20 protein-coding genes and 1 pseudogene are annotated in these 26,760 nt (G+C 50.8%); 16 read left to right on the top strand and 5 right to left on the bottom strand.

Annotated features, from left to right (window positions below; translation table 11 throughout):
- Positions 1–3: 3 nt before the first annotated feature.
- Positions 4–2,310, bottom strand: coding sequence for an FdhF/YdeP family oxidoreductase (locus IEV89_RS12800; protein ID WP_188473905.1), 2,307 nt, complete (start codon positions 2,308–2,310; stop codon positions 4–6).
- A 334-nt stretch (positions 2,311–2,644) separates the two neighbouring features.
- On the opposite strand from IEV89_RS12800, the gene IEV89_RS12795 reads away from it, so the two are divergent.
- The 4 genes from IEV89_RS12795 (at position 2,645) to IEV89_RS12780 (ending at position 7,663) form a co-directional block, all read left to right on the top strand.
- On the top strand, positions 2,645–4,480 hold the full coding sequence (locus tag IEV89_RS12795) for a methyl-accepting chemotaxis protein (protein ID WP_188473904.1): 1,836 nt from the start codon (positions 2,645–2,647) through the stop codon (positions 4,478–4,480).
- A 255-nt stretch (positions 4,481–4,735) separates the two neighbouring features.
- Positions 4,736–5,905, top strand: a complete 1,170-nt coding sequence (locus IEV89_RS12790; RefSeq protein WP_188473903.1) for a serine hydrolase — start codon at positions 4,736–4,738, stop codon at positions 5,903–5,905.
- 238 nt (positions 5,906–6,143) lie between these two features.
- The gene (locus tag IEV89_RS12785; RefSeq protein ID WP_188473902.1) at positions 6,144–7,055 is read left to right on the top strand and encodes a LysR family transcriptional regulator; all 912 of its coding nucleotides are present in this window, start codon (positions 6,144–6,146) and stop codon (positions 7,053–7,055) included.
- A 122-nt stretch (positions 7,056–7,177) separates the two neighbouring features.
- Positions 7,178–7,663, top strand: a complete 486-nt coding sequence (locus tag IEV89_RS12780) for a YjjA family protein (protein ID WP_188473901.1) — start codon at positions 7,178–7,180, stop codon at positions 7,661–7,663.
- Positions 7,664–7,744: 81 nt separating this feature from the next.
- On the opposite strand, the gene bcsG is transcribed toward IEV89_RS12780, so the two are convergent.
- The 3 genes from bcsG to bcsE are packed head-to-tail and all read right to left on the bottom strand — an operon-like array spanning position 7,745 to position 11,285.
- Complete coding sequence (gene bcsG, locus IEV89_RS12775; protein WP_188473900.1) at positions 7,745–9,391, bottom strand: cellulose biosynthesis protein BcsG; 1,647 nt, start codon at positions 9,389–9,391, stop codon at positions 7,745–7,747.
- Positions 9,388–9,630 carry a cellulose biosynthesis protein BcsF gene (gene bcsF / locus IEV89_RS12770; protein ID WP_188473899.1) on the bottom strand — a complete coding sequence of 81 codons (243 nt, stop codon included), beginning with the start codon at positions 9,628–9,630 and terminating at the stop codon, positions 9,388–9,390. Before bcsF ends, bcsG begins: the two co-directional genes overlap by 4 nt.
- Positions 9,627–11,285, bottom strand: coding sequence for a cellulose biosynthesis protein BcsE (gene bcsE, locus IEV89_RS12765; protein WP_188473898.1), 1,659 nt, complete (start codon positions 11,283–11,285; stop codon positions 9,627–9,629). The genes bcsF and bcsE overlap by 4 nt, the downstream gene beginning before the upstream one ends.
- 272 nt (positions 11,286–11,557) lie before the next feature.
- Between bcsE and bcsR the strand changes: the two genes are divergently transcribed.
- The 6 genes from bcsR to IEV89_RS12735 are packed head-to-tail and all read left to right on the top strand — an operon-like array spanning position 11,558 to position 21,302.
- A complete protein-coding gene (gene bcsR, locus IEV89_RS12760; protein WP_188473998.1) occupies positions 11,558–11,746 on the top strand; it encodes a cellulose biosynthesis protein BcsR in 189 nt (62 codons plus the stop codon).
- Between the two features lie 4 nt (positions 11,747–11,750).
- On the top strand, positions 11,751–12,467 hold the full coding sequence (gene bcsQ / locus IEV89_RS12755) for a cellulose biosynthesis protein BcsQ (protein WP_188473897.1): 717 nt from the start codon (positions 11,751–11,753) through the stop codon (positions 12,465–12,467).
- The gene (gene bcsA / locus IEV89_RS12750) at positions 12,464–15,070 is read left to right on the top strand and encodes a UDP-forming cellulose synthase catalytic subunit (protein WP_188473896.1); all 2,607 of its coding nucleotides are present in this window, start codon (positions 12,464–12,466) and stop codon (positions 15,068–15,070) included. The genes bcsQ and bcsA overlap by 4 nt, the downstream gene beginning before the upstream one ends.
- Positions 15,070–17,391 (top strand): cellulose biosynthesis cyclic di-GMP-binding regulatory protein BcsB, encoded by a 2,322-nt coding sequence (gene bcsB / locus IEV89_RS12745; protein ID WP_188473895.1) that lies wholly within the window; start codon positions 15,070–15,072, stop codon positions 17,389–17,391. The genes bcsA and bcsB overlap by 1 nt, the downstream gene beginning before the upstream one ends.
- A 4-nt stretch (positions 17,392–17,395) precedes the next feature.
- A complete protein-coding gene (locus tag IEV89_RS12740) occupies positions 17,396–20,701 on the top strand; it encodes a cellulose synthase subunit BcsC-related outer membrane protein (protein ID WP_188473894.1) in 3,306 nt (1,101 codons plus the stop codon).
- A gap of 13 nt (positions 20,702–20,714) precedes the next feature.
- Entirely contained in the window at positions 20,715–21,302 is a 588-nt protein-coding gene (locus tag IEV89_RS12735) for a DNA-3-methyladenine glycosylase I (protein WP_188473893.1), read from the top strand.
- Between the two features lie 78 nt (positions 21,303–21,380).
- Here the strand turns inward: IEV89_RS12735 and yqfB are convergent, their stop codons facing one another.
- Positions 21,381–21,686: a N(4)-acetylcytidine aminohydrolase gene (gene yqfB / locus IEV89_RS12730; protein ID WP_188473892.1), complete on the bottom strand. Its 306-nt coding sequence runs from the start codon at positions 21,684–21,686 to the stop codon at positions 21,381–21,383.
- A gap of 197 nt (positions 21,687–21,883) precedes the next feature.
- On the opposite strand from yqfB, the pseudogene IEV89_RS12725 reads away from it, so the two are divergent.
- From IEV89_RS12725 to ydfG, 6 genes and pseudogenes are all read left to right on the top strand, one after another.
- Positions 21,884–22,099, top strand: a pseudogene (locus IEV89_RS12725) (LysR family transcriptional regulator); the annotation flags it as partial.
- A gap of 161 nt (positions 22,100–22,260) precedes the next feature.
- Positions 22,261–22,440 (top strand): hypothetical protein, encoded by a 180-nt coding sequence (locus IEV89_RS12720; protein ID WP_188473890.1) that lies wholly within the window; start codon positions 22,261–22,263, stop codon positions 22,438–22,440.
- A gap of 1,014 nt (positions 22,441–23,454) precedes the next feature.
- Positions 23,455–23,682 carry a hypothetical protein gene (locus tag IEV89_RS12715; RefSeq protein ID WP_188473889.1) on the top strand — a complete coding sequence of 76 codons (228 nt, stop codon included), beginning with the start codon at positions 23,455–23,457 and terminating at the stop codon, positions 23,680–23,682.
- Between the two features lie 148 nt (positions 23,683–23,830).
- Entirely contained in the window at positions 23,831–24,691 is an 861-nt protein-coding gene (locus IEV89_RS12710) for a pirin family protein (protein WP_188473888.1), read from the top strand.
- Between the two features lie 144 nt (positions 24,692–24,835).
- Complete coding sequence (locus tag IEV89_RS12705; RefSeq protein ID WP_188473887.1) at positions 24,836–25,891, top strand: aldo/keto reductase; 1,056 nt, start codon at positions 24,836–24,838, stop codon at positions 25,889–25,891.
- A gap of 106 nt (positions 25,892–25,997) precedes the next feature.
- Positions 25,998–26,747 carry a bifunctional NADP-dependent 3-hydroxy acid dehydrogenase/3-hydroxypropionate dehydrogenase YdfG gene (gene ydfG / locus IEV89_RS12700; RefSeq protein ID WP_188473886.1) on the top strand — a complete coding sequence of 250 codons (750 nt, stop codon included), beginning with the start codon at positions 25,998–26,000 and terminating at the stop codon, positions 26,745–26,747.
- The last annotated feature ends 13 nt before the right edge of the window (positions 26,748–26,760 follow it).

Genomic DNA, 26,760 nt, shown 5'->3' with positions numbered 1-26,760 from the left:
CTGTCAGGCGATACGTTGCAGGTCGACTTTGGGTTGGCAGCGACGAATCGCAACCGGAATGGCTTTGGACGTTGGTGTATGGGTCTGATCACCGAAACTGGACATCGGCACCAGCGGATTAGTTTCCGGATAGTACGCCGCCAGATTACCGCGCGGAATATCGTAGCTGACCAGTTTGAAGCCCGTGACTTTACGCTCCACGCCGTCGGTCCACAGTGTTTCAATTTCCACCAGTTCGCCATCCTGCATACCCAGTTCAGCCAGATCCAGGGGATGGATAAACAGCACCTCGCGTTGCCCGTAGACGCCACGGTAACGATCATCAAGGCCGTAAATAGTGGTGTTGTATTGGTCATGTGAACGCAGGGTTTGCAAAGTGAAGGGTGCCGCCTGATTGCCTTGCGGAATCAGTTGATCCGGCAGCACCGCCGCGCTGAAATTGGCTTTCGCGGTAGGCGTATTGAAATTCAACTCCGCCGCCGCATTGCCCAAATAGAAACCGCCCTTGATATCACAGCGCGCATTAAAATCGCTAAAGCCTGGGATGGTGGCTTCGATGTGATCACGGATCAAGTTGTAGTCATCGGCCAACGCCATCCAGTCGAGGAATTTGTCACCCAGCACAGCATTGGCGATACCGCAGACAATCGCCGTTTCAGAGCGCTGTTCAGGTGAGAGCGGAATACCCACGCCCTCTGATGCATGCACCATACTGAAGGAGTCTTCGACGGTAATGAACTGCGAGCCGGTGGCTTGCATATCAAGTTCGGTACGGCCCAGCGTCGGCAGAATTAACGCTTCACGTCCTGGTGTTAAATGGCTGCGGTTAAGTTTGGTACTGATTTGTACCGACAGGTCGAGATTGCTCAGGGCGCGATGGGTTCGCAGGGTATCTGGTGCCGCCGCCGCCAGGTTACCACCAAGGCAGATCAGCACTTTTGCGTCACCTGTCAACATCGCTTCCAGCGCCTCCACGGTGTTATGACCAGGATTGCGCGGCGGTGTGAAGTTGAAGTGTTTCTCCATCGCATCAAGCAGCGCTTTTGGCGCTTTTTCGTCGATGCCCATCGTGCGGTTACCCTGCACATTACTGTGACCACGAACCGGACACAAACCGGCACCCGGTTTACCCAGTTGACCAAACAGCAGTTGCAGATTCGTAATTTCACGGACCGTTGGCACGGAATGTTTATGCTGGGTAATGCCCATCGCCCAGGTGCAAATCACACGTTCAGCCTGGACATAAATCGACGCAGCTTCGCGGATCTCCGCCTCGGAGAGACCGGATTGCTCGGTGATTTTTTCCCAGGATGTTGCATCGACAACCGCCAGATACTCTTCCACACCTGCCGTGTTCTGTGCGATGAATTCTGCATCAAAAATGGTGCTCTGGCCCGATGCCACGCGATCGCGATCAGCTTCCAGTAAAACTTTAACCATACCGCGCACTGCGGCCATATCACCACCCAGGTTCGGCTGGTAATAGGCAGCACTGATGCGGCCGGATTTGGTGGTCACCACTTCCAGTGGTTTTTGTGGATCGGCAAAACGCTCCAGACCCCGTTCGCGCAAGGTGTTGAAACTGACCACCTTCGCACCGCGATCGGCGGCGTGGCGCAGACTATGCAACATTCGTGGGTGGTTGGTCCCAGGATTTTGGCCGAAAACAAAAATGGCGTCGGCTTTCTCGAAATCATCCAGACGAATCGTCCCTTTACCCACACCGATGCTCTGCTTAAGACCGACACCACTGGCTTCATGGCACATATTGGAACAGTCGGGGAAATTGTTAGTGCCAAACATGCGGCCAAATACCTGATAAAGGTAGGAGGCTTCGTTACTGGCGCGGCCTGAGGTATAGAAGTCCGCTTCATCAGGACTTTTTAACCCTTTGAGATGGCTGGCAATCAATGCGTAAGCCGCGTCCCAGTCAATCGGTTCGTAATGGTCAGTCGCCCGGTTGTAACGCAGTGGATGGGTCAAGCGGCCCTGATATTCGAGGAAGTAGTCGCTTTGTTCGCGCAGTTTACTGACGCTGTTTTGGGCAAAAAAATCCACTTCTACCGCTTTACGCGTAGCTTCCCAACTGACGGCTTTAGCGCCGTTCTCACAGAAGCTAAAGGTGCTGTGGTTATCATCACCCCATGCACAACCTGGGCAGTCAAAACCTCTGCCTTTATTAACACGCATGAGGTTGCGCAAGTTGGAGAGGACTTTTTTGCTGTCAAAGACGTAACGAGTGGTCGCTTCTAGTGAGCCCCAGCCGCCCGCTGCCGCCGTGTAAGGTTTAATCTCGGTTTTGAATTTCATTTTATACGCTTCGCAGGTGTCTTATATTTGAACGAAATGCAATCGACTTGGATGAATTGTTAAGTTGATTGTTAATTTTATGTCACAAGTCTAGTTCGAAAATAACAAGTGCGTCTAATCAAACGCCACAATCACGCGATAGATAAAACTAATCACTCAGCCCTGATGCCAACGGCTTATTCCTTTTTTGCGTAATATTCCTTTTTTGCGTAATTCAAAGGCAAGTGTCCTATCAAAACGCTATGCCAATTGAAGTAAATTCTCATCCTGCCGATAACGACCTTGCTTTGCGAAACATTAGAAAACTTAAACAAAATAATGGGAACCTGCAAAAATGAGAAGGTTAGTAGCTTGTTTTGAAAATGTTAAAGTTGGCAAAAAATTGGGGATGGGTTTTGGATTGACGTTGTTACTCACCGTAGCAGTGGCGTTCTGTGGTATTAAAAATCTTAATGATATTTCGGGCCGTGCAGAGAAAGTGAGCCAATTAAAAATTGTGAACGATCTGTTCGCAAAAGCCAAAGATGCAAGACTGAAATATATTAAAACCCATGATGAAAAGTTTATCGCTGATAACGAACGTCTATTGCAAAAGATTGAAGGTCAACTGGCATCGCTACAACACTATGCATGGCGGCCGGAACAGAAAAGCAATCTGGACAGGTTAAATGTCTTACTCAAGATTTATCGCGATAAAAGGTCAGAAACGGTCAGTGAAACTCAGCAGCGGCAGCGCATTATTGGCAACCTGGTGATAAGTGATGAGATTTCGACCATTCAACGTCTGGCGCAAGCTTATACGCAGGATCCGGCCACGGTATCCGTGTCTGCTACGCTGCAGGAAATCATTAAGCATATCAGTGGCATTGCCATCCGGGTCCGCCTTCTGGAAATGGAAAATAGCGCTGATGCCCAGCAAGTGTTAACTGACTTTATAGCTGAATCGATTCAACTCATTGACTCCGTAAAACTTGAAGTAAACGCCAGTGACGCCAGCACGCTTTCCGGGATAGCAGCCTCGCTGGCAGGCAAGCAGCAGAGTGCCATGGGATACTACCAGTCCTATCTGGCAGAGCAGGACGCTACACGGTTACTGGGCGTGGCCGGTGGCGAATTGACCGGGTTGAGTGACCAGCTGTTTGAGCAACAACTGCAGGCAACGCACGACGATATTTCTCGGGCTATTTTCTGGATGTGCGCGATCCTGGTGGCGGCGATCATTCTCAGTATCGTTGTGGCATGGGCGATCACTCATCAGATAATCAAACCATTATCAGTCACGTTACGGGTGGCCCAACAGATTGCCAGTGGCGATTTGAGCGCCAATCTGCGCACGTCCCGTCGTGACGAATTGGGCGAACTGATGCATGCCGTGGGGGATATGAATGATGACCTGCGGCGTATTATTGGTGAAATCCGTAGTGGTGTGACACAGGTCAGTCAGGCTTCAGCAGAAATTGCCGCGGGCAATAACGATTTGTCTGCACGTACCGAAGAACAGGCGGCGGCACTGGAACAGACGGCAGCCAGCATGGAGCAACTTACCGCCACAGTGAAGCAGAACGTCGATAATATTCATAACACCAGCCAACTGGCCAGTGTCACCTCAGATACCGCCAATAAAGGGGGAGAACTGGTGAGTCAGGTGGTGGAAACCATGAATGAAATCACCGCCAGCTCGGGAAAAATCGCGGATATTACTACGGTAATCAACAGTATTGCGTTCCAGACCAATATTCTGGCGCTCAATGCAGCGGTTGAAGCGGCACGGGCCGGTGAGCAGGGCCGCGGATTCGCCGTGGTCGCCAGCGAAGTGCGCAATTTGGCGCAGCGCAGTGCGCTTGCCGCGACCGAGATAGAAGGGTTGATCAATGAATCTGTCGAGCGTATTCGTACAGGTTCGGCTCTGGTTAAACAAGCGGGTAGCACAATGAGTGACATTGTCACGTCGATTGGTAATGTGACTGAGATCCTCAATGAAATTGCTCAGGCTTCTGACGAACAGAACCGGGGTATTTCGCAGGTCGGCGCAGCCATCACTGAAATGGACAGCGTGACGCAACAGAACGCCGCACTGGTAGAGGAGTCTTCGGCGGCGGCGAATGCACTACGCGATCAGGCACAGCATTTGACCTCGTCAGTGTCGCGTTTTGTCACTGAGTCTATCTAAAAGACTATCGGGTTCACTGGTCGTGCGTTACCAGTGAACTTTTTTGCTACCAAAAACGGCATGTTGCGTGAAATTCCTCCGAGTTGTAACAAAACCGTTTCACTATGAAATGACTGGCAAAATAAACGGGGTTTTGTTCAACGCCTTATTGGTGCACCATGCGGCAATTATTTTCAGCCGTGTTTGCCGGTGGCCTTTTGTTGTTTATTTTTTGAGCGACTTTCGGACCATCTTGGCGTTTTAAAGGAACAACTCGTGAAACGTAGTGTATTAACTGTATTAACCGGCGTACTGATGTTGTCAGCCGGCGCAGCAAGGGCTGTTGCACCTCTGGATTTCCCCGTCGTTCCACCGAGTATTGATGCGGCCTCATTCGTATTGATGGATTACGCCAGTGGTGATGTTCTGGCGGCCGGTAACCCGGATGAGCGTCGTAACCCAGCCAGCCTGACTAAACTTATGACTGGTTATGTCATTGACCGCGCCCTGGATAAACACAAAATCACCATGAACGACATAGTTACCGTGCCACAAGAAGCGTGGGTTGCCGGTAATAAAAGTCTGGAAGGTTCTTCGTTGATGTTCCTCAAACCCGGTGACCGTGTCTCCGTTCGGGATCTTATTCGCGGCATCATTATTACGTCAGGCAATGATGCCTGCGTGGCGATGGCGAATTACGTCGCGGGAAGTCAGGACGCCTTTGTCGGTCTGATGAACCACTACGTGACCACCATGGGTTTGACCAACACCCATTTTGAAACAGTTCACGGCCTGGATGCGCCGGGACAATACACCACGTCTTATGATCTGGCTAAACTCTCACGAGCAATCATTGGCGGGGAGCCGGAGGAATATCGGATGTATAGCGAGAAATCGCTGACCTATGACAATATCACTCAGCAAAACCGTAACGGTCTTCTGTGGGACAAAGATCTCCAGGTGGATGGCCTGAAAACTGGCCATACAGAAAGCGCTGGCTTTAACATTATTGCTTCCGCAACCGAAGGCGACCGCCGCTTGATCGCTGTTGTTATGGGGGGTAAAAGCTCAAAAGGGCGCGAGGAACAGGCGCGAAAATTGCTGACCTGGGGCTTCCGTGAATACACCAGTAAAAAGATTTTCAAAGCCGGGCAGAGCGTTTCCGATGAAAAAGTATGGTTTGGCGATCGTCCGCAGGTAAAAGTAGGGTCACTGAGCGACGTGTTCATCAGCGTACCGCAATCTGATGCTGACAAACTGAAAGCGCAATATGTACTGACGAACCCGCAGATTGACGCACCGCTGAAAAAAGGCCAGGAGCTTGGCTCCATCAATATTGTCGATAATGGCAAAACCATCAAGACTATCCCGCTGGTCGCTCTCGAAGATGTTGCTAAAGGTGGCGTGTTCAGTCGTCTGGTTGATTACGTGAAGTTGAAAATATAACCATTAGAATGCTTTTTGGGGCTGAGGCCCAAGCCTGCTAGTTTTCTGCCAACAGCGAAGCTGTTGGTGTCTCATAGAAAAACGCAGGGGTTCCAAGAGGAGGGCACGTTTATGCCTCCTCTTGGGCCGGTTTGGGCGGCAGCCCACGACCTTGAATTTGAAGTTTAAAGCGCATTAGGGCCGCTCACTCCTCTATAATCATGACTATTATTCTTATGCCAGGCGCCGCCGCATCACTATGGATATTAAGCAACTGATCTACCTCTGTAACCTCGAGCGTGAGCGGCATTTTGGTCGGGCGGCGGAGGCGAGCTTTGTCAGCCAGCCGACGCTGTCAATGCGTCTAAAAAATCTGGAGAAAGAGTTAGATCTCAACCTCATTAACCGTGGTAATAACTTCGAAGGCTTCACCGCAGAAGGGCTGCGGGTCCTGGGCTGGGCACGGGAAATCGTTGCGGTGTATGAAGGACTGAAGCTGGAGGTTGAATCCCTTAAGCAGGGACTGAGCGGTACGCTGCGTATTGGTATCATGCCGCAGTGCAGCATTTCACTGGCCCGACTAATTAAGGCGGTCACGGATGAACATCCGGGGCTGGACTACCGCGTAATGGAGGTCAGCGCTGATCAGCTGATTGAGGCATTAAGTAGCCATGCCGTTGATATAGGCATTGGTTTTTTTGAATTCTCGACACTGAATGAACTGCGCTTTCAGGTGGTCCCCATCAATGACGGCGGCGTGGATGTGGTTTATCACCCTGACCATTTCCCTCAGCTTAACCAAGCGAAACCTCTCAGTGCTGAAGAGGCGGCAAACTTGCCGCTCTGTCTGTCTGAGCCGAGTCGTTACTTTCGCCGCTATCTGGACAGTCATTTTCGCCAGGCGGGACTTGAATTACACCCCACGTTGGAAACGACGTCGATTTTTCAATTGATGCAGGGCGTTTTTGTCGGGCTGGGCTGCGCACTCGTGCCTCGCGGTCATCTGATTGATGAAATGCATCCGGCGCTGAAGCGCTGCATGTTGGATATCCCACCGATGAAACGGCACGCCGCGATGGTGGTGTCACAAACGGAACGGGCAACACCGCTGGCCCAGCACTTCTTTAATGCCGCGGCATTGTGGATAGCGCAACAGGCGTCTATTAAGTAAAAATAATGCTTCATTCAAACTATTCAGCGGCGTTGTCCTATTGATGAAAGGGTCAAAAGACACCAAACTTTATGGGCCTTTTTATCAGGCCAGATCTGATTGTGAAATTAATGGAGCAATACATGAAAGCATTAAAAACAGCAGCATTAGCTATCGCGGCAAGCGTTTGTTTATTCGCCAGCACTGCGCAGGCCAGCAATCTGTTGAGCTCATTGCAAGCGGCGGCTAATCAGGAGTTGAACAATGCTGACAATAGCAATAATTCCACCATGTCACTGACTTCTCTGCTCAACGGGGGTGATAACGCGTTGACGGCCAAAAGTGCCACCAATGCGGCCGGTATATTGCAGTATTGTGTGAAAAATAACGTGTTGTCTCAGTCCAGCACTGAAAGCGTGAAAGATAAACTCCTGAGTAAATTAGGCATCCAGAGCGCATCCGGCGCGCAAAGTCAGGATTATCAAAACGGTTTAGGGGGATTACTGCAAACGGGCAAAGGCAACACGGTTGATTTGAATAATCTGGGCGGCAGCCTGACCCAGGTGAAAGAGAAAGTGAAGCAAAAAGCCTGCGACGTGGTACTGAAACAGGCGAAATCTTTAATTTAACCCTCACTACGTGGCCTATTTGGGCCATGTCAGGGTCAGTATAAAAAGGACCCAGGCGTCGCTCCTGGGTCCTTTTTATTTCTATTGCGGGTAAGGCACCCACGACCCGCCGTTCAGACGAATGTAAATTTTCCCCTGATACTCCATCACCACCGAGCCCTCATTCTCCGACACCAGCGGGGTTTGCGGAAGATTTGCACTGAGCATCTTCCAGTCCACGGTCGGGGCGGTGAAGAGTTTGCCATCAACCGAACGTGCCACCAGTTCTGAAATGGCTAAATAGCTGCTTGGTTGATCGATTTTCAGCGGAGACGAAGGATGCGGGGCTTGCATGCCGAAGAACTTCACGCCAACAGGAATATGAGTGATACCTGGACTTGGAATATCCCGCAGACCGGAGATCTGCATCTTGTCACCCACGAGCGCCGCACCATGTTCCGGTACCACAACCAGCATCACTTTGCGGCCTGACTTCTCCAACTGATCCATAAACGTGTTCAGTTGATTAAGCAAGGTTTGCGCACGGGTACGGTAATTCGCGCCTTTATTACTGCCAATGTAACGGTTGCCATCATGCAACGGAATAAGGTTGAAGAAGGTCGCGGTGCGCGCGGTCCCGGCTTTTTGCTGATTGGCGAGCCAGCGACTGAACAATTCACCATCATTAAATACGGGTGATCCGTCAAATGAGGTCAGTTCATGGCCAAGGCCCACTTGCGACATGATCGGAGACTTCATGTCAGCATCATCCCGTAAATCACCAATGTAATTACCGAATTCGCCCGTGTGATCCATGGCCAGTTGTGAACTAAACCCAAGCTTAGCCAGATCATCGAACAGGTAACATTGTTGACCTGCGGCTTGATACAGATCGTGATGAGACGACTGACCACAGCTGGCACGTAGCAAGCGAATTGATGCCGGTCCGCTGTAGGCTGTCGCGGAGTTGAAGTTGCTGAATATCATGTCAAAACGCGACCATATGGGCGAGTTCGATAGATTCACCGCGTCCAGATCGGCCCATGCCAATGAGCAGATGTTGATCACCAACAGGTCGAACGGCTGGGCATCCGCCGGTAACGCTGCCGGGAACTTTGTTTGGCGGGCATGTTCACGCTGATAAAATTGCTGTAAATAAGCGTTAAGATTTTCATTCGTTGGCGGACCACTGACCTTGTTCGGCAGCGCTTCGGCGGCTTTGGTCACTGTCGCTGGTGCCGGTGTAGTCGCGTTAGCTGCAACCGGTGCCGGAGACAGTCCTGGCAGCACCAACAGGCTAAAATTAAGCCACAACAGCACGGCAACGGTCAGCGTAGTGATACGAATCCACTGCGAAATAAACAGGTAACCGACCAGCAGGACGAACGCCGCGCCAACCCACTGCCAGTTAATAAAGCGGTCAGCCAGTTCCAGCAGGTAATCAGCACTGAAACCGGTGACCTCAGCACCCTGGCTCACGATTGAACGCCAGCCCGGCAGCCATGTATCGTGATAGAAAAGTGCCAGCCCAAACGGTAGCGCCAGCCACAAACGCCAGCGGTGCAAACGCAGTGACGGCAGGGGAAAAAGCAGGCACGCCGCAAACACCAAGTTATTCAGCGCATCAAAATTGAGATACCCCTGCCAGAGCAAGACAAATTTCAGTAAGAAGTAGTAGTTCCAGGCACCTAAACCACGCCAGGATTGCCAGATCCGCAATTGCGGTGAAACGGATTTAAGGTCATTCATGATCGTGTGTTAGTTTTCCCGTTCGAAGAAAGTCGGCTTGTCGATGTACTGTTTTCCGCGGTATGCGTGGAAGATGTCTTCAGATGTTTAGCTGTCATCGGGGTGAGATAGCGCGGAGAGAGATAGCGCGCTGAAAAATCCCTTTTCCATATCGGCAAACGACGGCGCAGCATCATGCCGAAAGGGATGAATATCACCGCTGCTAAAATAAAAATTTCAACAATATCATTAATATTCATAGCGGCGACTCCTGCCCATCATGAGAGGGTTCATTGATATGGCGTGTCGTCTCTGCCATGGAACGGCTGACCGGAGTATCACTGAGTGTCAGGATCAGCGGTTCGGGCAGATGAACCGAGGTACGATGCGGCGACACGCTGGGCGAGGCACTGACAGGCTGTGGCTGCAGGACTTGTGCCGGTAAGGTTTTTTTCGCTGCCAAACGGCGAACTTCTGACTGAATGTCGCTATCCTGGTGCCAGAGCGTGCGGCTGGCAAAAATATCATTGGCGGGTAGGCTGAACAGGGAATTCAATACGTTATCCACATCACTGACCTGGCAGTTTGACAGGAAGAGATACAAATGATGTTCGGTCAGAGTGATCACATCACCATCACGGCGGAGGTGGCACAATGAAATCGCCTGCTGCGGCAAAATGCCTGACACCGGACGCAGAGAGATCAGTAACCCACGCGCTTCTGTGGTCAACGTCGTGTGACTCCAAATAGATTGCATCACTTCACAAAAGGTCGGTAGAGGCAGGAAGCCTTTATGATGCGTTGGCAGTCTGCCTTCCAGCAGTTTATCAATGTCTTCAGCAACATAACGGGTAAAACTCAGCTGTTGGATATCATCGAGCAAGGTGAGAAAGCTGGATAATCTTGCCGCATGGGGAACCACCAGGTTTGCGCCACAGGCCTGCAAAAGACGCTGGTCAATGTAACGCAATGAGGCACTCATCTCTCGGACGGCAATTTTCAGCCTATTACCACGCTGAATGCGCAGGGAGTGAATCTGCCGTGCCAGGGTTTCCACTTCGTCATTAGTGCGCAGGGAGAAAATGAGAGTGGCGGCCCGCGCATGCATGCCTCGCTCTGTCAAAACGGCGTTATCATCAAACAACTGCCAGTTCTCTGACAATGGCGGTGCGCCTTCCAATACGTCACGCTGCGCAAAATACAACCACTGGTCGTCATTGAGTGTATTACTACCACTGTTAGATGTGGAGGTTAGGGGCATTATTCCCCAACCCTGAGCATATTTTTGTAATGAATAGGAGTTATTGGCTTCAACGCCAAAATTGTTATGCCACCAGGAAATGACAAACTGGGCAGGAACTATGTCGGTTTGAAGGTTCGAAAGTCCATATATCAGGCGGTGGTGAGAATTAAGCTGGGCTTTGAGAGCGCTGTTGGTAAGGCCGTAGCAGAGAATAAGCAGTGCACAGTTTCGATGCTGGGCAAATGCTGACATTGCTTTTAACCATATCTCAAATTCGTTGCCGCTGAAGCTTTGCCAGGATGTTGCCGGAAATAATAAAATTATCAATTGATTCTGGGTGTTGCCAATGCGGTTTAAATCATCAGGTAACGCTCTAAAAGCACGTTTACCGCTGGCGAGTTGGTAATAAGAGCATGCAGAAGATTTGGCTAACAGCCTGGAAATAAGGATATGATCCTGAGTCAGGGTCTGTGTAGCGCCGCCACAAATAGGGTTATCCTTAGGGAGAATAAATGTGGTGACAATATCTTCGGCCTGGGCTGCCAGCACTTGCCCACCCAGATCATACGCATCACTCTGATTGGCAGTGTTGACCCAGTACAGACCTGATGTTTGTATTTCAGCTGAATCATTCCAAAATTTTTTCATGCCAAAAGGAAAGGAAAGTGTCATCTTTGGGTTTGCCTGAATTAAGTCTGTCTGGTAGATCTGTCTGAAGAAAATCTCAGGTGATTTTATTGAATATCTGTTTGTTACACAATTCAAAAAGGTGAGTATAATAAATTCTAACATCGCCAGATTAAATAACCAGCCAGCGCTGTAAATAATAATTTTGATTAAAAATCAGTCGAAAAATTTTTAGCTATATTGAGATATATAGCCGGTATTTTTCCTTGCAAATGAGGTACGCGTAATTGGGGCGAGAACAGTATACAGCGAATAAAATAGTTAGTGATGATGTCAATGAAGGACGGAATGATGATTTATTAGTATTAAGTCACATTTTTTCGTTACCGGAATTACATTATATTGACATTGCGACTCAACAGAAAATCCCACAAATCCTGCAACGTTGGCCCTTGTTGGCTGAATTAGCACACCTCTATACGCCAAAATCTGCTAAAGAGGTCTGATCTGATGTCAGTCATTGCTTTGCAAGGGATACGTGGTGGAACCGGCACGACCTCAGTCACGGCTGCATTAGCCTGGGCATTGTCCCAATTGGGCGAAAAAGTGCTGGCGATTGACTTTTCTGCCGCTAATCTTCTGCGTTTGCATTTCGCGATGCCTTACGATGCTGCGCGCGGTTGGGCCACGTCTGAGCGTGCGGGGTTAGGCTGGCAGCATGGAGCCATGTCTTATGATTCTCGTCTCGATTTTTTGCCTTTCGGCCAGTTGTCGATGGGAGATGAAGGACAAGTTAACTGCGACTGGCCAAGCAATTTGACCAAAATCTGCAACACTGCCATTTACGACTGGATCCTGCTGGATGTCCCCACAGGGGATCCTTTACGTGCAGCACAGGCTTTTTCGATCGCGGACCACACTCTGATGCTACTTCAGGCCGATGCACAGTCCCATGTCCGTTTGCATCAACAACCCTTACCCGCTAATAGTCATTATCTGGTAAATCAATTCATGCCTGGTAGCCAGTTACAGCAGGATACGCTGTTGCTATGGCAACAGAGCTTGCCGCGACTGTTGCCATTTATTCTTCATCGCGATGAAGCGATGGCAGAATCCCTGGCCGGTAAGCAACCGGTCGGTCAACTTCACCCACAAAGCAAAAGCGCTCAGGATGTCACCGCGTTGGCTAACTGGTGTCTGATTAATTTACGGGATGCCAGTCAATGAGCGGCCTGTTACGCGCATTTTTGATGCCGCCGGTGGCGACGGTGTTGCAAAACCGTTATCGCTTGTACCGGCAAAACGGCACGTCCTTTTTTACTGCGGTATTGATGGTATTTTGCGCAACGATGGGATGGCTGTTGCTGCGTTTTGAATCTCCAGTCTGGCAGCGGATCCGGGCAGAACGATTCCGCTGGTATCCACATCTTTCGACAATGCACCCCCGACCTCTCGACCCATTACGCTATCTGTTACAAACCCTGTGGTTACTATTGATTATTCCCAATGGGGGAGTAAGTGAACGTACTGTTGTCAGAGACTGGCCGCAGCGCCTTCGTAAGAAAGTGCATGACTGGCTGAATGCCATTCCCCTGCGTTTTCCGCCAGGTCCGCTGAAGGAAAAAGTGCCGAGGGGGAGAGTAACGGGTATTGCCAAGCGCTTGATGATGATCCTTGGCGGGACGGTTGCGGTTGTGATGGCGATGTTCTGTATTTCTCAACCCTTCGGTTATCTGGCGCAATTCATTTTCGTGATGCTGTTGTGGAGCATTGCCATGTTGGTGCGCCGTATCCCGGGACGCTTTCCGGCGTTAATGTTGATTGTCTTGTCGCTAACCATCTCTTGCCGTTATTTGTGGTGGCGCTATACCTCGACCCTTAACTGGGACGACCCCGTTAGTCTGATCTGCGGATTATTACTTCTGGCGGCTGAAACTTATTCATGGACCGTGTTGGTGTTGGGATATTTCCAAACCATTTGGCCGCTGAACCGGAAACCTGTACCGATGCCGGAGGACATTTCCATCTGGCCCACCGTTGATCTGCTGGTACCCACATACAATGAAGCGCTGAGCGTGGTGAAGCCGACGCTGTATGCTGCTCTGGGCCTTGACTGGCCAAAAGAAAAACTGACTATCTGGCTGCTGGATGACGGCAATCGGCCTGAGTTCGCCGCGTTTGCTCGTGAAATTGGCGTGAAGTATATTGCGCGTGCGACGAATGAAAACGCTAAAGCGGGCAATATCAATAATGCGTTGACACAGTGTCAGAGTGAGTTAGTCGCGATTTTCGACTGCGACCACGTACCGACCCGTTCCTTTCTGCAGTTGACCGTGGGCTGGTTCTTTAAAGATAAAAAACTCGGCATGTTGCAGACGCCACACCATTTTTTCTCCGCCGATCCTTTCGAACGCAACCTAGGCCGTATGCGTCGAACCCCCAACGAGGGCGAGCTGTTTTATGGACTGGTGCAGGACGGTAACGACCTGTGGGATGCCAGCTTCTTCTGCGGTTCCTGCGCCGTCTTACGCCGGTCCGTACTTTATGAAATAGGCGGCATTGCCGTAGAAACCGTCACTGAAGATGCCCATACGTCACTGCGTATGCATAGGCACGGATATACGTCGGCCTATATTCGTATTCCACAGGCGGCCGGGCTGGCGACGGAAAGCCTGTCGGCACACGTCAACCAACGCATCCGCTGGGCGCGTGGCATGATACAAATTTTCCGCCTCGATAATCCCCTGTTTGGCAAAGGATTAAAACTGGCCCAGCGATTGTGTTATGCCAATGCGATGCTGCATTTCCTGGCCGGTATTCCACGCTTAATTTTCCTTACGGCACCGTTAGCCTTCCTCTTGCTACATGCATACATCATCTATGCTCCGGCGCTGGCCATCGCACTGTATGTGCTTCCGCATATGATCCATGCCAGCCTTGCCACTTCAAGAGTTCAGGGAAAATATCGGCATTCGTTCTGGAGCGAGATCTACGAAACCGTGTTGGCATGGTATATCGCGCGGCCGACCACCGTGGCGTTGTTTAACCCTCATGCCGGAACTTTCAATGTCACCGCCAAAGGGGGGAAAAACCACCATGATTTCGTTGATTGGAAGATCTCCCGCCCTTATCAAATTCTGATGCTGTTAAATTTAGTTGGTTTTGTCGTCGGCATCTGGCGTCTGGTTTATGGCCATGCCGATGAGTATTACACCGTGCTGATCAGTTTGGCCTGGGTGATTTACAACATGATTATTCTCGGCGGTGCGATTGCCGTGGCCTTTGAATCTAAACAAGTTCGTCAGGCTCACCGGGTTGAGGTTTCTATGCCTGCAGCCCTGGCGCGGACAGAAGGGCATGTTTATGCCTGTACCCTGCAGGATTTTTCAGATAGTGGTGCCGGGATCAAAACCGAAAACGCTGCGCTGTTCCAGCCAGGCGAAAGTGTGATGTTGTTGTTACATCGCGGACAACAGGAATATGCATTTCCTTGCAGCGTGAGTCGAGTGTTTGGACATCATGTCGGTATTCAGTTGCAACAAATGAACACTCAGCAGCAGATCGATTTTATCCAATGTACGTTTGCCCGTGCCGACAGCTGGGTGGTGCGTAAGGACAGCTTCCCAGAAGATAAACCGCTGGAAAGTTTGCGCGAAGTCTTGGGGTTGGGGCTGCGTGGGTATTTACGTATGCTCGATATTGCGCCACATCGTTACCGAACTATTCTCGCCCGCACCAATACGCTCAGCCGCTGGGTGATATCATTTCTTCCGCGTAATCCACCACTGCCGGTTCAACCAAAAGAATCAACCTTGATGATGATGAAATAATGAAAATACTCCCATGGGTTACTTTGATCGCTGCAGCATTGGGTATCACAGCACCGGTTTTCAGTGCTGAGGCACCGGCCACTCTCGCCCCTGTCAGTAATGTTGTGATGCAACCTGCGCTGCCGGTTGTTCCGCCGGCACAGGCGCCAATGATCATTCCCGGCGCGCCGGTCCGTGATGTGACGTTAGCGTTTCAGGACATTGCACCCGCGCCGGGTGCAATGACACTGCGCGGGTTCCAGCCGAACGGCCAGATTGAATTTGGCGTGCGCGGTGATGAAGTGGTGACACAGGCCAGGCTAAACCTCGAATTCACGCCGTCTCCGTCGTTGATTCCTGTGCAGTCACACCTCAAGGTTTATCTCAATGACCAGTTGATGGGTGTGGAGGTCATCGATAAGGATCAACTTGGCAAGCAGAACCACCTACAGATGCCTATCGATCCGCGCTATATCACTGATTTCAATCGGATCCGGCTGGAGTTCATTGGTCATTATCAGAATATTTGTGAAAATCCGGCTAACAGCACGTTGTGGCTGGCAATAGGCAAGGGCAGTTCGCTGTCGCTGCAGTATCAGAAGTTACCGCTGAGCAACGAGTTATCGCACTTCCCGGTACCGTTCTTTGATGCGCGGGATACGCGACCGCTGTCATTGCCGATGGTATTTGCTGCTTCGCCGGACGCCCGTCAGCAGCAAGCGGCTGCCATCCTGGCATCGTGGTTTGGGGCCAAAGCTCAGTGGCGCGGACAGAATTTCCCGGTGCTTTATAACCAACTGCCGGACAGCCACGCGGTGGTATTTGCCACTAATGATAAGCGTCCTGACTTTCTCAAAGAGATGCCGCCGGTCAAAGGGCCAACGGTGGAAATGGTCAGCCGACCGGACAATCCCTATGTCAAAATGCTGCTGATCCTGGGCCGGGACGATAAAGATTTACTGACCGCCGTCAAAGGTATCGCACAGGGCAATATTCTGTTCCGTGGCCAAACGATCAATATCGATCACGTTGAACAGTTAAACCCACGTCAGCCTTACGACGCGCCAAACTGGGTGCGCACCGACCGGCCGATGCACTTCGGTGAACTCAAACAGTATGCTGAACAATTGCAGGCCGAAGGGATACAACCGAATCCGATCACTCTAAACATGAATCTGCCGCCTGACCTGTTCCTCATTAACAGTAACGGGATCGACATGCGGCTGAAGTACCGCTATACCTCGCCGCAGCTTAAAAATACTTCGAGAATGAGCATTAGCCTGAATAACCAATTTGTACAAGATTTCACGCTAATCCCGGGCCACGATCAGGATTCGCAACTGCTGCATTTATCTCTGCTGCAAGGGCTGCTGGATGGTCATAAAGATCTGATGATCCCTGCGCTCAAACTCGGTGCGGTTAACCAGATGCGATTCGATTTTGATTACACGTCACTGTTGGCGAGCGGTACTGAAGGGCGCTGTGAAACTTATACGACCGTGCCGAATCATGTGGTGATTGATGATAGTTCGACCATTGACTTCTCTGGCTACCGCCACTTTATTGCCATGCCGGATCTGCGGGCTTTCGCCAACGCCGGGTTCCCGTTCAGCCGCTTGGCCGATTTGTCGCAAACGTTGGTGCTGGTGAAAACTCAGCCGCAGGCGGTTGAGTTAACAACCCTGCTCGATACGCTCGGCAACATTGGTGCGCTGACAGGTTATCCGGCAGTAGGCATGTCGTTAAGTGATGACTGGTCGAAGGCCAAAACCACTGACGCCGATCTGCTAATGATTGGCGCACTGCCTGCCGATTTGCGTGATAGCAGCATGAAAGATGAGAAAAAGGCCAGTCTGCTCATTGACGCAACAAGGAGTGCGGTCAACATCCCGTCACGCCAGGTTGCGCTGCCGGAAAGTAACGCTCCAGCCAGAGATGCCATTGCCGATACCGATACGCAAATCACCGCACAGGGACCGATTTCCGCCGTTGTCGGACTGCAATCACCTTATTACGAGCAGCGGAGTATCGTGGCGTTGCTGGCCAACAGCCCGCAAGGTTTCGACATGCTGAATAAAGGTCTGCAGGACAGCAAGCAGAGAGCGCAGGTATTTGGTTCAGTCGCTATTTTCCGCGATTCTGGCGTGAACAGCTTGAAAGTCGGCGAGGTCTATTACGTCGGTCATTTACCATGGTGGGAGCGTATATGGAACGCACTGGCGACCCATCCGGTGCTGCTGGCCTTTATGGCAATGTTCGCCGTGGTACTGATGGCTATTTTGCTGTGGAGCGGGTTACGTGCGCTGAGCCGCCGCCGTTTATCTTCTGATGATCAGGATTAATCAGATGGTTAACTTTTCGTTTTCACCGCGCATCTTGCCGCTCAAATTGAGTCTGTGGACACTGACCTTCGGGCTAATCGTTTTGCCTGCGACGGGTTATGCGACCGAGGTAGCACCGGAGCAGTGGTTGCTGGAGCAGGTTCGCGTTGGCGAAGCCAGCCATCAAGACGACCTGGTGCGCCAGTCGCTCTACCGCCTGGAACTGATTGCGCCTGAGAACCCTCAGGTTTTGTCTGCCCGCCTGCGGCTGGCACTGCGTGAAGGTAATCAGGTGCTGGCAGAACAGCAGTTGGAGAAAATCCATCAGGCTGCGCCGAATTCAGATATCTATCATCAGGCGCAACTCAGCCTGAAAATGGCCAAGCCGGAAGTTCAGCAACAACTACAACAGGCGCGCTTATTGGCAATGGCAGGGCGTCTGTCAGAGGCCCGCACGCAGTATGATGCGCTATTTGCCGGACAGCCGCCGACGCTGGACCTGGCGATGGAATATTGGCTATTGGTTGGCCGGATCCCAGGGCAGAAAGAGCAGGCGCAGGCACAGCTGTGGGCGCTCAACACTCAATATCCTGGCGATGTCAGCCTGAGGCTGGAACTGGCTAAGATGTCCTTTGAACAGGGTCGTTCAGAACAGGCCATCACACTGTTAAAACAGGTAGCAAACACCAATGAAGGGCGTGGCCCGGCGGCAGACATGTGGCTGGCACAAATTAAATCACAGCCGGTAAGCAACCAAAGCGTGGCAGATCTGCAACGTTTTATGGGCGTGTTTGATTCCGGGGCAGCGGCGATCGCCGCACAGCAGGAATTACAGCGCCAACAGATGATGTTGGCTGATCCCCATTATCAGGCCCGTATGACCGGGCTGGCGCAGATTGCCCGTGGAGGATCAACCGGAGCCATTGCTCCGCTCAAGAAAGCGCTGGAAGAGTATCCCAACGATGCCGAAGTGCTTGGCGCTATGGGCTTAGCCTATTCCCGCGCAGGCAACCGCGTGCGGGCACTCAGCCTCTTTGAACAGGCCAAAATTGCCGAGCAGGATGGTTATAACAATAGTAAATGGACCAGCTTGATCCGGTCCAATCGCTATTGGCTGGAAATCGATCTGGGCGATAAAGCCCTAAAAGCCGGCGAACTCAATCAGGCAGGTGTTCATTACCAGCGGGCGCAACGTATTAACCCGGGTGATCCGTGGGCACAAGTTGGCCTCGGCGATATCGCGGTGATTCGGCATAATGATGCTCAGGCCGAACAGGCTTACCGCCGGGCGCTTAATCTTGAACGCGATAACAGCAGTGCCCAGCGCGGGTTGGCCAATATTTATCAACGCCAATCGCCGCAAAAAGCCCTCGATTATCTGAACACGTTACCGGCAGCCCAACGCGCCAAGCTCAGCGATAAGCAACAGGGCATTCAGAACGATTTACTGGCTGCCAGTGCAGCGCGCTTTGCTGCCAACCGTCAGTGGTCTCAGGCTGTACAGAGCTATGAAAAAATATTGCACCGCAATCCTGATGACGTGTGGACAATCTATCATTACGCCAATGCGCTGACAGAAATAGGCCGGCAGGGTGACGCTGACAGGGTATTTGAACAGCTGGCTGCAAGACGTCCGGCTGATCCGCAACAGGTCTATGCCTATTCGCTTTATCTTTCCGGCACGGACCGTGATGACGCTGCGCTTAACCATTTACATACCCTGCCGCAGGCACAATGGAACAACAGTATGCGCGAGATGGCGCAGCGTATTATGCTTGATAAAACGCTCAATAATGTTGACCAACTGACTGCAGATGGCGACATCGACGTGGCCAGAGTACAGCTACAAACCGCGAAACTTCCGGCCAGCGGACTGAGCCTCAACCAACAACGCCGTGTGGCAATGGCGTGGTACGATGTCGGCGAAACGGCAAAAGCTGCCGATTTATTACGCCCCCTCACCACAGAGGCCGCCGGGTTACCGGCCGGTCAGGATAAAGCACTGATTTACCGCGATGCCGGCCGTCTGGAGCAACAAACCGGTCATCCAGAGGTTGCTCGTGAAGATGACCAGCAGGCGATGGTCGCCAGCGGAATCACCGCTGAAATGCCAACAGATAACGACAGCTACACCGGACTGACTCGCATCAACCCCACTGATGACTGGCTCAAGCGCAGTATCCGCTCTGATGCTCATGACTTATACCGTCAGCAAAATATCAATTTCACTCTCGATCAGGACGTGGCAAGTAACAGCGGCACGCCGGGAAAATCCGATCTCCAAACCAATACCACCATGTTGCAGGCCGATATGCCTTGGTTTCAGGGGCGCGCTTTCTTGCGTTCTGACGTTGTGCGTATGAATAACGGCACCTTTAACAACGACAATGGCAATTACAGCTCATCGTTCGGAACCTGTGGCGATATCGTCTGTAACCGATATCAGGATCAACATGCTGACGGCGTGAGTTTCGGTGCAGGGTATAAAGACAATCAATGGGAAGGCGATCTCGGCTCCACACCGCTGGGTTTCCCAGTGGTCGACTGGGTCGGCGGTCTGGCATACAGCAGCGACTGGCACGATATCGGCTGGACGGCAACGGTATCGCGGCGGCCCATTTCCAGCTCATTACTCTCTTTCGCTGGGGCGAAAGATCCGAACACCGGCATGACATGGGGCGGTGTTCGTGCGACAGGCGTGAGTCTTGGTTTCAGCTACGATCAGGGTAAAGCCAATGGCCTGTGGGGGGATATCAGCGCGCATCAACTTACTGGTAAGAACGTGGCTGACAATAGCCGCGAGCGTTTGATGGGCGGTTATTATTACAAGATGATCAACGAGGATGATCGCCGCGCCACCATCGGCCTGAACTCAATGGTGTGGCACTACCAGAAAGATCTCAGTGGTTACACACTGGGACAGGGCGGTTATTACAGTCCGCAGCAATATTTCTCGCTGGCGGTGCCCGTAAATTATCGCCAGCGGACGGATAACTGGTCATGGCAAATCGGCGGGTCGGTTTCATGGTCGGCGTCCACGACCCGGGATCAAAAACAGTATCCTTTACAGAATCTGATCCCTGATACGCTGCAGGACAAAGACCGGGTCATTCAAGGTAGCAGCAGTTCTGGCTTCGGCTATACTGCTCAGGCGCTGGTTGAGCGGCGGTTGACATCGCACTGGACCCTCGGCGCAAGTATCGACATCCAGCAAGCAAAAGATTACACCCCGAGCCATTTTCTGTTGTATGCCCGCTACTCAATGGCAGGCTGGCAAGGGGATCTGGATATGCCACCACAGCCGTTGGTGCCTTACGGCGACTTCAAGTAAATGGGAAAAGCGCATGTCCGATGAAATATTGTCACAGGATACCCGGCCCCGCTGCCAATGGGGTTTTTCCGACCCGATGATGCTGCATTACCACGACACCGAGTGGGGCAAGCCAGTACATGACAGCCGGGCATTGTGGGAGAAACTGATGCTGGACGGTTTTCAGGCCGGGCTTTCATGGCGCATTATTTTGAAAAAACGCGAAGCCTTCCGGCTGGCATTTTGTGGTTTCGATCCCCAGAAAGTGGCGCAGTTCACCGAAGAGGATATCGAAAGACTGGTTGGCAACGCAGACATTATTCGCTCGCGCGCTAAGATTAATGCGGTAGTGAAAAATGCCCGTGCGTATCTTGCCATGCAACAGGCGGGTGAAGAGTTTGGTCAGTGGATCTGGTCGCAGGTGGGAGGGAAACCTATTCAGCACGTCGGTCCGGTGCCGACCAAAGATGCGCTGTCCGAACGCATTTCAAAGGACCTGAAAAAGCGCGGTTTTACCTTCGTCGGCCCGACAATTGTCTATGCCTGGATGGAAGCTACCGGGCTAATAAATACTCATCATCCTGACTGTTTTCGCCGTATTCAGGTCGCTGCAGAGATATAAAACTGACAGTACTGTGACGGTGTCACTTTTAATAGCGACTCATGTTCGGCTTTCTGCACATCGCTCTGGATTAGCCGATCAAATCAGGCGGAACTCAATCATAAACAGTTCATTAAGACCGGGATAAATTTCCGAGATCACCTGTTTCAGCTCGTCCAGCATCATATTTTCCTGAACGGCATGATACTGGTTCAACTCTGCGAACTGCACTGGCGTTACTGCGATCACTTCAATATTGCAGAAAAACACGTCATCTTCGTAACGCGAAACGCGTATGCGGTCTCCCGCCACAAATTGTGCATCGCTGGCTTCACGCAGGGTGATGGTTTTGCAGCCTGCCAGAATATCGGTTTCGAAACGGGAGTAGAAGGTGATGTTTTTCATGGGGATCCCTGTTGATGCGGTCAGATTATTTGATGAAGACTGAGCCGCTTAATCCGCTCATTGTAAGAGTCAAAGAGATGATGTGTAAACGGCTCATTGCTCCCGGTCAGGCTTTTTTCACCCCCGTATCCTCATCAGAAAAACGCGCCGTAATGGCGTCTCGTTCGTAGCCTTGACGCTCGGTCAGAATGTGGTACCTGGCGCTGGTTATTGCCGGTATTGGCGTGGCAATCTTGCCGGAGAGTATTGTGCATATCGCTCCAACTACGATTAACCGCATCCCCTTAACGGGGAGTTTTGTCAGTTGGAAAGTGGGCATTGCCTGGGATGAACGCATAGCGGATTTAATTCGTGATAATTTCATCGATATGGTGATGAGTAACGATTCACTGATTGAAAAAAAGAAAGCATAAACAGCTTTACAAGGAACTCGTGGGCAAAGTGGTAAAGGGCAGGGACGTGCCGTTTGGCATGTCTTGTGTTAATACTACGTGATTCATTAAATTGATGTGATAATCGTCTCCCTGACAACGTCAGCGAAACATAAGTATTTGTCCTTTAGGAGTAGTAAGAAATGACACGCACAGTTGAGAACATCGAGTTCGATTTAAAACGGGCTCGCCGGGAAAGAGACACCTGGAAAAGTAATGGCAACGGACGACAGAACTACGAACTGGTTAAAAAATACATTACATCGCTGGAGAAAGAACTCGCTGAAAGCATCAAATCTGATGATGTTAACCGTGATAAATAAGTTATAGATTCTGCCTTTTCTTGATATTCAGAAATTTAGCAGCGAAGGTCTGTGTGAAATGTTGATCGCAGAGTTGCTGCTAAACAGGGATCTGATTCAGTGAGCGCTGGGATTTTTTGCCCGGCGTCTCCGCTAAACAAAATTCATCCAGTCTGTGTCATCCAGATGTTTTGTTACGTTTCAACGGGTGAGGTATCAGCATAGCAATCCGCTTTGCATAATCACTTACGGACTGCGATTAAAATGCTGTCGCAAAACGGCAGATCTGCGAGCAACACAATGACAGCGCCAAAACCCCAGATTTTACCTATCTCCATCTCGGTGCGCATAATGTATATTATGTTAAATTGAATTAATGCTGTTTAAATAGCCTCTATCCAACCTGTTCTTACCCTTACCCGTCTGGTTTTGCTGATGAAAACATCAGGAGGATCTCCAGACCAGGATTGTTATTTGCTCTTCGATAATGCTGATCTTCGTTGACGTCGCTACGTTAAATCTGAATTTCTGGCAGTGTCATTACCCGCCAGAAATGCTCAAATCACGCCTCTTTTGTCCAGCACGATTCTGTCTTTATGTCATCGTTGTCATCGCCGTCCACTCAACTGTCAGTTGCCGGAGATTAAACTGTTTATATCAGTCCGACATCCTCTATTCATCTAACTGATTTAATTGAGAATTAATCATTCCTTCATTGAATAACCTTACCTGTGCACTTTCTTTAATGTGATAAGCAAAATGGCCCGTGAATTTTGGTTAAGAAACGTTATGGTGACACCATTATTATCGAAGCTAGCAACTCATGCGCTTGATGACGACAAGACTGAAGTCAGTCATTCAACAATGGATTGCGCCTGGAAACCAAAGCCAAGATCGGCAACGATCTCTGCTGATCTATTTGAACTCCCTGCCCTCATTTCTAGTCAATCGCTGATTATGTGAGCCTTCACCATAAATGCGGTCGCTGAAAATGGTTAATAGTCAGAGTGTCTATTGATCAAAAAAGGATTGAACATGGAAAATTACGCCAACAAAAGCGGTGACTCTGCTGTTACGGGTTTCCAGATTGAAAGTAATTCGATGAAAGTTCGCTTCAAAGACCATCATGTATACCTTTACGACATCCGCCATCCTGGCCCGGAACATCTGGAAAAGATGAAAGAACTGGCTCTTACTGGCTGGGGACTGAACACCTATATTGAAAGTGAAGTGAAAAAAGATTTTTCCTCAAAAGTCATTTAATTTTTTATGTGGGCGTAACCTTCTGCGCCCTTTGATTCCTCTGAATTTTATGACATTTCGATAACATTCCACTGTGACACATGCGTCGTGAAAAGGTAGTCTGATCACTATATTGAGAATCAACAGACCTCTTTTTCGGAGCTTCCCGATGACCCGTAAAATAACCCAACAGTATAAAGCCTACCGCGATGATATCCGCGATCTGCAAACCCGCCGCCCAGTCCCAGGTCCTCAGATCGAAAATCTGGACCCTTTTCTGTTTCTTAACCATCATGGCCCACAAGTTTATGCTCCGGATAATCTCGGGCTCCCTTTTGGTCCACATCCACATCGCGGTTTTGAAACCGTCACATTTATACTGCGCGGTGAGCTGTCGCACAGTGATACAGGCGGTCACGAGAGCATCATCGGCACCGGCGGTGTGCAGTGGATGACGGCGGGTTCCGGGCTGATTCATGCCGAACTTTCACCAGAATCATTCAAACGCAGTGGCGGAGAACTGGAAATTTTGCAGCTGTGGATTAACTTGCCGTCTTATCTGAAAATGACCTCGCCCCACTATGTTGGCCTACAATCTGATGAGATCCCGACTATTCCTCTCAGCAAGGGACATGGTTCAATCAGTCTGGTTTCCGGTAGTTTGTCCGGTATGACTGGGCCCATTTCTTCTTTAACCGGTATCGTTATGATGACCGGTCAACTCAGTGCAGGTGCTGAAGTGACTCTCCCTGCTCCCGCTGAGCGTCAGGTTTTCCTGTATACCGTCAAAGGTCGTCTGAGCATTGATGGCGAAGAGGCACATGCCTGGCATTTGATTGATCTTGATAACAGTGACGACAGCGTGACCATTACCGCTGTTGATGATGCAGTTTTCTTGTTTGGTCACGGCGATAAAATCAATGAGCCGGTTGTGTCACACGGTCCGTTCGTGATGAACAGCGTGGAGGAGATCAATCAAGCTATCCTTGATTATCAGGCGGGTAAGTTTGATGTGAAACTCAAATCATGACAGTGCTAACACTGTTGCTACGATGAAAATGACCTGGCACTCCCGGCCACCTCACCTTGCTTTTAAGGCGGCGGGAGCGTTTTTATGAAAAGCCTTGGCGTCGTCGACGCTGTGCTTTATTAACGTTCGTGAAGGAGACAAGCAATGGAATACCGCCAACTAGGCCACTCTGGCCTGAAAGTGTCCGTTCTCAGTCTGGGCACGATGACGTTTGGAGGTCAGGGGAAGTTCGCCAAAACAGGGCAGACTGACACCGAAACGGCCAAACGTCAGATTGGTTTATGTATCGATGCGGGGATCAATCTATTTGATACCGCGGATGTTTACTCGGGCGGCCTGTCGGAAGAGATTCTCGGCAAAGCATTGGGCGAAAAACGCCACGACGTGTTGGTGGCGAGTAAGGCTCGCTTCCCAATGGGCGAAGGCCCGAACGATCGCGGCTCCTCACGCCACCATATTATTCGCGCATGTGAAGCCAGCCTTAAGCGCCTCGGCACCGATTATCTCGATCTTTATCAACTTCACCAATGGGACGGTCAGACGCCAATCGATGAAACGCTTCGTGCTCTGGATGATTTAGTCAGCAGTGGCAAAGTGCGCTATATCGGCGTGTCTAATTTTTCCGCCTGGCACATCATGAAAACACTCGGTGTGGCACAGGCCAACCACTATATTCGTCCAGTCAGCCAACAGATCCACTACACCTTACAGGCACGTGAAGCGGAGTACGAATTACTGCCGGTCAGTCACGATCAGGGGTTAGGCGTTCTGGTCTGGAGTCCGCTGGCTGGCGGTTTGCTGTCAGGGAAGTATCGTCGTAATCAGGCTAAGCCCGAAGGTACCCGCCATCTCGCTGATTGGGGAGAACCTCCGGTCCGTGATGAAGATGCGCTGTATAACATTGTCGATGTCCTGGTTGAGATCGCTGAATCACGTGGCGTCTCGGCGGCACAAATCGCACTGGCTTGGCTGATTTCGCGTCCGGTCGTCAGCTCAGTGATTGTTGGTGCGCGCAGCGAAGATCAGCTTAAAGATAACCTGAAATCTGCCGATCTGACCCTGAGTCAGCATGAGATCCAGCGTCTGGACGACGTGAGTCAATTACCGTTGATCTATCCCTACTGGCACCAGGCATGGACCGCATCAGACCGGTTATCTAAGGCCGATCTCTCACTTATTGCGCCCTATCTGAAGAAATAGATAACCCAGTCTGAAAACCGGTGTAGTACTGCCGGTTTTCAGTTTTTTATGTTAATACTGAGTGCAGCTTCACATATTAAAGCGAAAACTATTGAGGAATATTGGAATGATTATTTTTGTAACCGGCGCAACCGCTGGCTTTGGTGCTGAAATCGCGCGTAGATTTGTCAAGTCAGGTCATAAAGTGGTCGCCAGCGGTCGCCGTAAAGAGCGTCTGGAGAATTTGAAACAAGAGCTGGGAGATGCGCTGTACGTGGTGCAACTCGACGTAACCAACCGCGCCTCTATTGAAAAAGCTATAGCCGCACTGCCTGCTGAATGGCGCAATATTGACGTGTTAGTCAACAACGCCGGTCTGGCACTGGGTCTGGAAAAAGCCGATAAAGCCGATCTGGATGATTGGGAAAACATGATCGACACCAATGCGAAAGGCCTGGTGTACATGACTCGTGCCGTGCTGCCGGGCATGGTTGAACGTAACGTTGGGCACATCATCAACATCGGCTCAACGGCCGGGAACTGGCCGTATGCTGGCGGCAACGTTTATGGCGCAACCAAAGCTTTTGTGCGTCAGTTCAGTTATAACCTGCGTTCAGATTTACACGGTACTCACGTTCGCGTCACTAATATCGAACCGGGTCTGTGCGGGGGAACTGAGTTTTCCAATGTGCGTTTTAAGGGCGATGACGATAAAGCCAGTAAAACCTACGATAATACCAATCCGCTGACCGCGGCTGACGTCGCTGAATCGGTATTCTGGGTATCAACGCTGCCCGCTCACGTCAACATCAACAGTATTGAAATGATGCCAGTAAGCCAGTCTCTGGCGGGTTTGCAGGTTCACCGTGACGCCTGATGGCCTTTCTTTC

The organism is Hafnia psychrotolerans (assembly GCF_014639435.1).
Classification (GTDB): Bacteria; Pseudomonadota; Gammaproteobacteria; order Enterobacterales; family Enterobacteriaceae; genus Ewingella; species Ewingella psychrotolerans.
Note: the sequence above shows the minus strand (reverse complement) of the source record. Positions and strands in the feature narration are given on the sequence as shown.

Bases quoted from the DNA above. Each gene is read 5' to 3' on its own strand.
- IEV89_RS12710 (WP_188473888.1), top strand. From the start codon at position 23,831: ATGACCCGTAAAATAACCCAACAGTATAAAGCCTACCGCGATGATATC.
- IEV89_RS12740 (WP_188473894.1), top strand. From the start codon at position 17,396: ATGGTTAACTTTTCGTTTTCACCGCGCATCTTGCCGCTCAAATTGAGT.
- IEV89_RS12720 (WP_188473890.1), top strand. From the start codon at position 22,261: ATGACACGCACAGTTGAGAACATCGAGTTCGATTTAAAACGGGCTCGC.
- bcsA (WP_188473896.1), top strand. From the start codon at position 12,464: ATGAGCGGCCTGTTACGCGCATTTTTGATGCCGCCGGTGGCGACGGTG.
- bcsB (WP_188473895.1), top strand. From the start codon at position 15,070: ATGAAAATACTCCCATGGGTTACTTTGATCGCTGCAGCATTGGGTATC.
- IEV89_RS12715 (WP_188473889.1), top strand. From the start codon at position 23,455: ATGGAAAATTACGCCAACAAAAGCGGTGACTCTGCTGTTACGGGTTTC.
- yqfB (WP_188473892.1), bottom strand. From the start codon at position 21,686: ATGAAAAACATCACCTTCTACTCCCGTTTCGAAACCGATATTCTGGCA.
- IEV89_RS12780 (WP_188473901.1), top strand. From the start codon at position 7,178: ATGAAAGCATTAAAAACAGCAGCATTAGCTATCGCGGCAAGCGTTTGT.
- IEV89_RS12735 (WP_188473893.1), top strand. From the start codon at position 20,715: ATGTCCGATGAAATATTGTCACAGGATACCCGGCCCCGCTGCCAATGG.
- bcsG (WP_188473900.1), bottom strand. From the start codon at position 9,391: ATGAATGACCTTAAATCCGTTTCACCGCAATTGCGGATCTGGCAATCC.
- bcsE (WP_188473898.1), bottom strand. From the start codon at position 11,285: ATGACACTTTCCTTTCCTTTTGGCATGAAAAAATTTTGGAATGATTCA.
- IEV89_RS12800 (WP_188473905.1), bottom strand. From the start codon at position 2,310: ATGAAATTCAAAACCGAGATTAAACCTTACACGGCGGCAGCGGGCGGC.
- bcsQ (WP_188473897.1), top strand. From the start codon at position 11,751: ATGTCAGTCATTGCTTTGCAAGGGATACGTGGTGGAACCGGCACGACC.
- bcsF (WP_188473899.1), bottom strand. From the start codon at position 9,630: ATGAATATTAATGATATTGTTGAAATTTTTATTTTAGCAGCGGTGATA.
- IEV89_RS12705 (WP_188473887.1), top strand. From the start codon at position 24,836: ATGGAATACCGCCAACTAGGCCACTCTGGCCTGAAAGTGTCCGTTCTC.
- IEV89_RS12785 (WP_188473902.1), top strand. From the start codon at position 6,144: ATGGATATTAAGCAACTGATCTACCTCTGTAACCTCGAGCGTGAGCGG.
- IEV89_RS12795 (WP_188473904.1), top strand. From the start codon at position 2,645: ATGAGAAGGTTAGTAGCTTGTTTTGAAAATGTTAAAGTTGGCAAAAAA.
- ydfG (WP_188473886.1), top strand. From the start codon at position 25,998: ATGATTATTTTTGTAACCGGCGCAACCGCTGGCTTTGGTGCTGAAATC.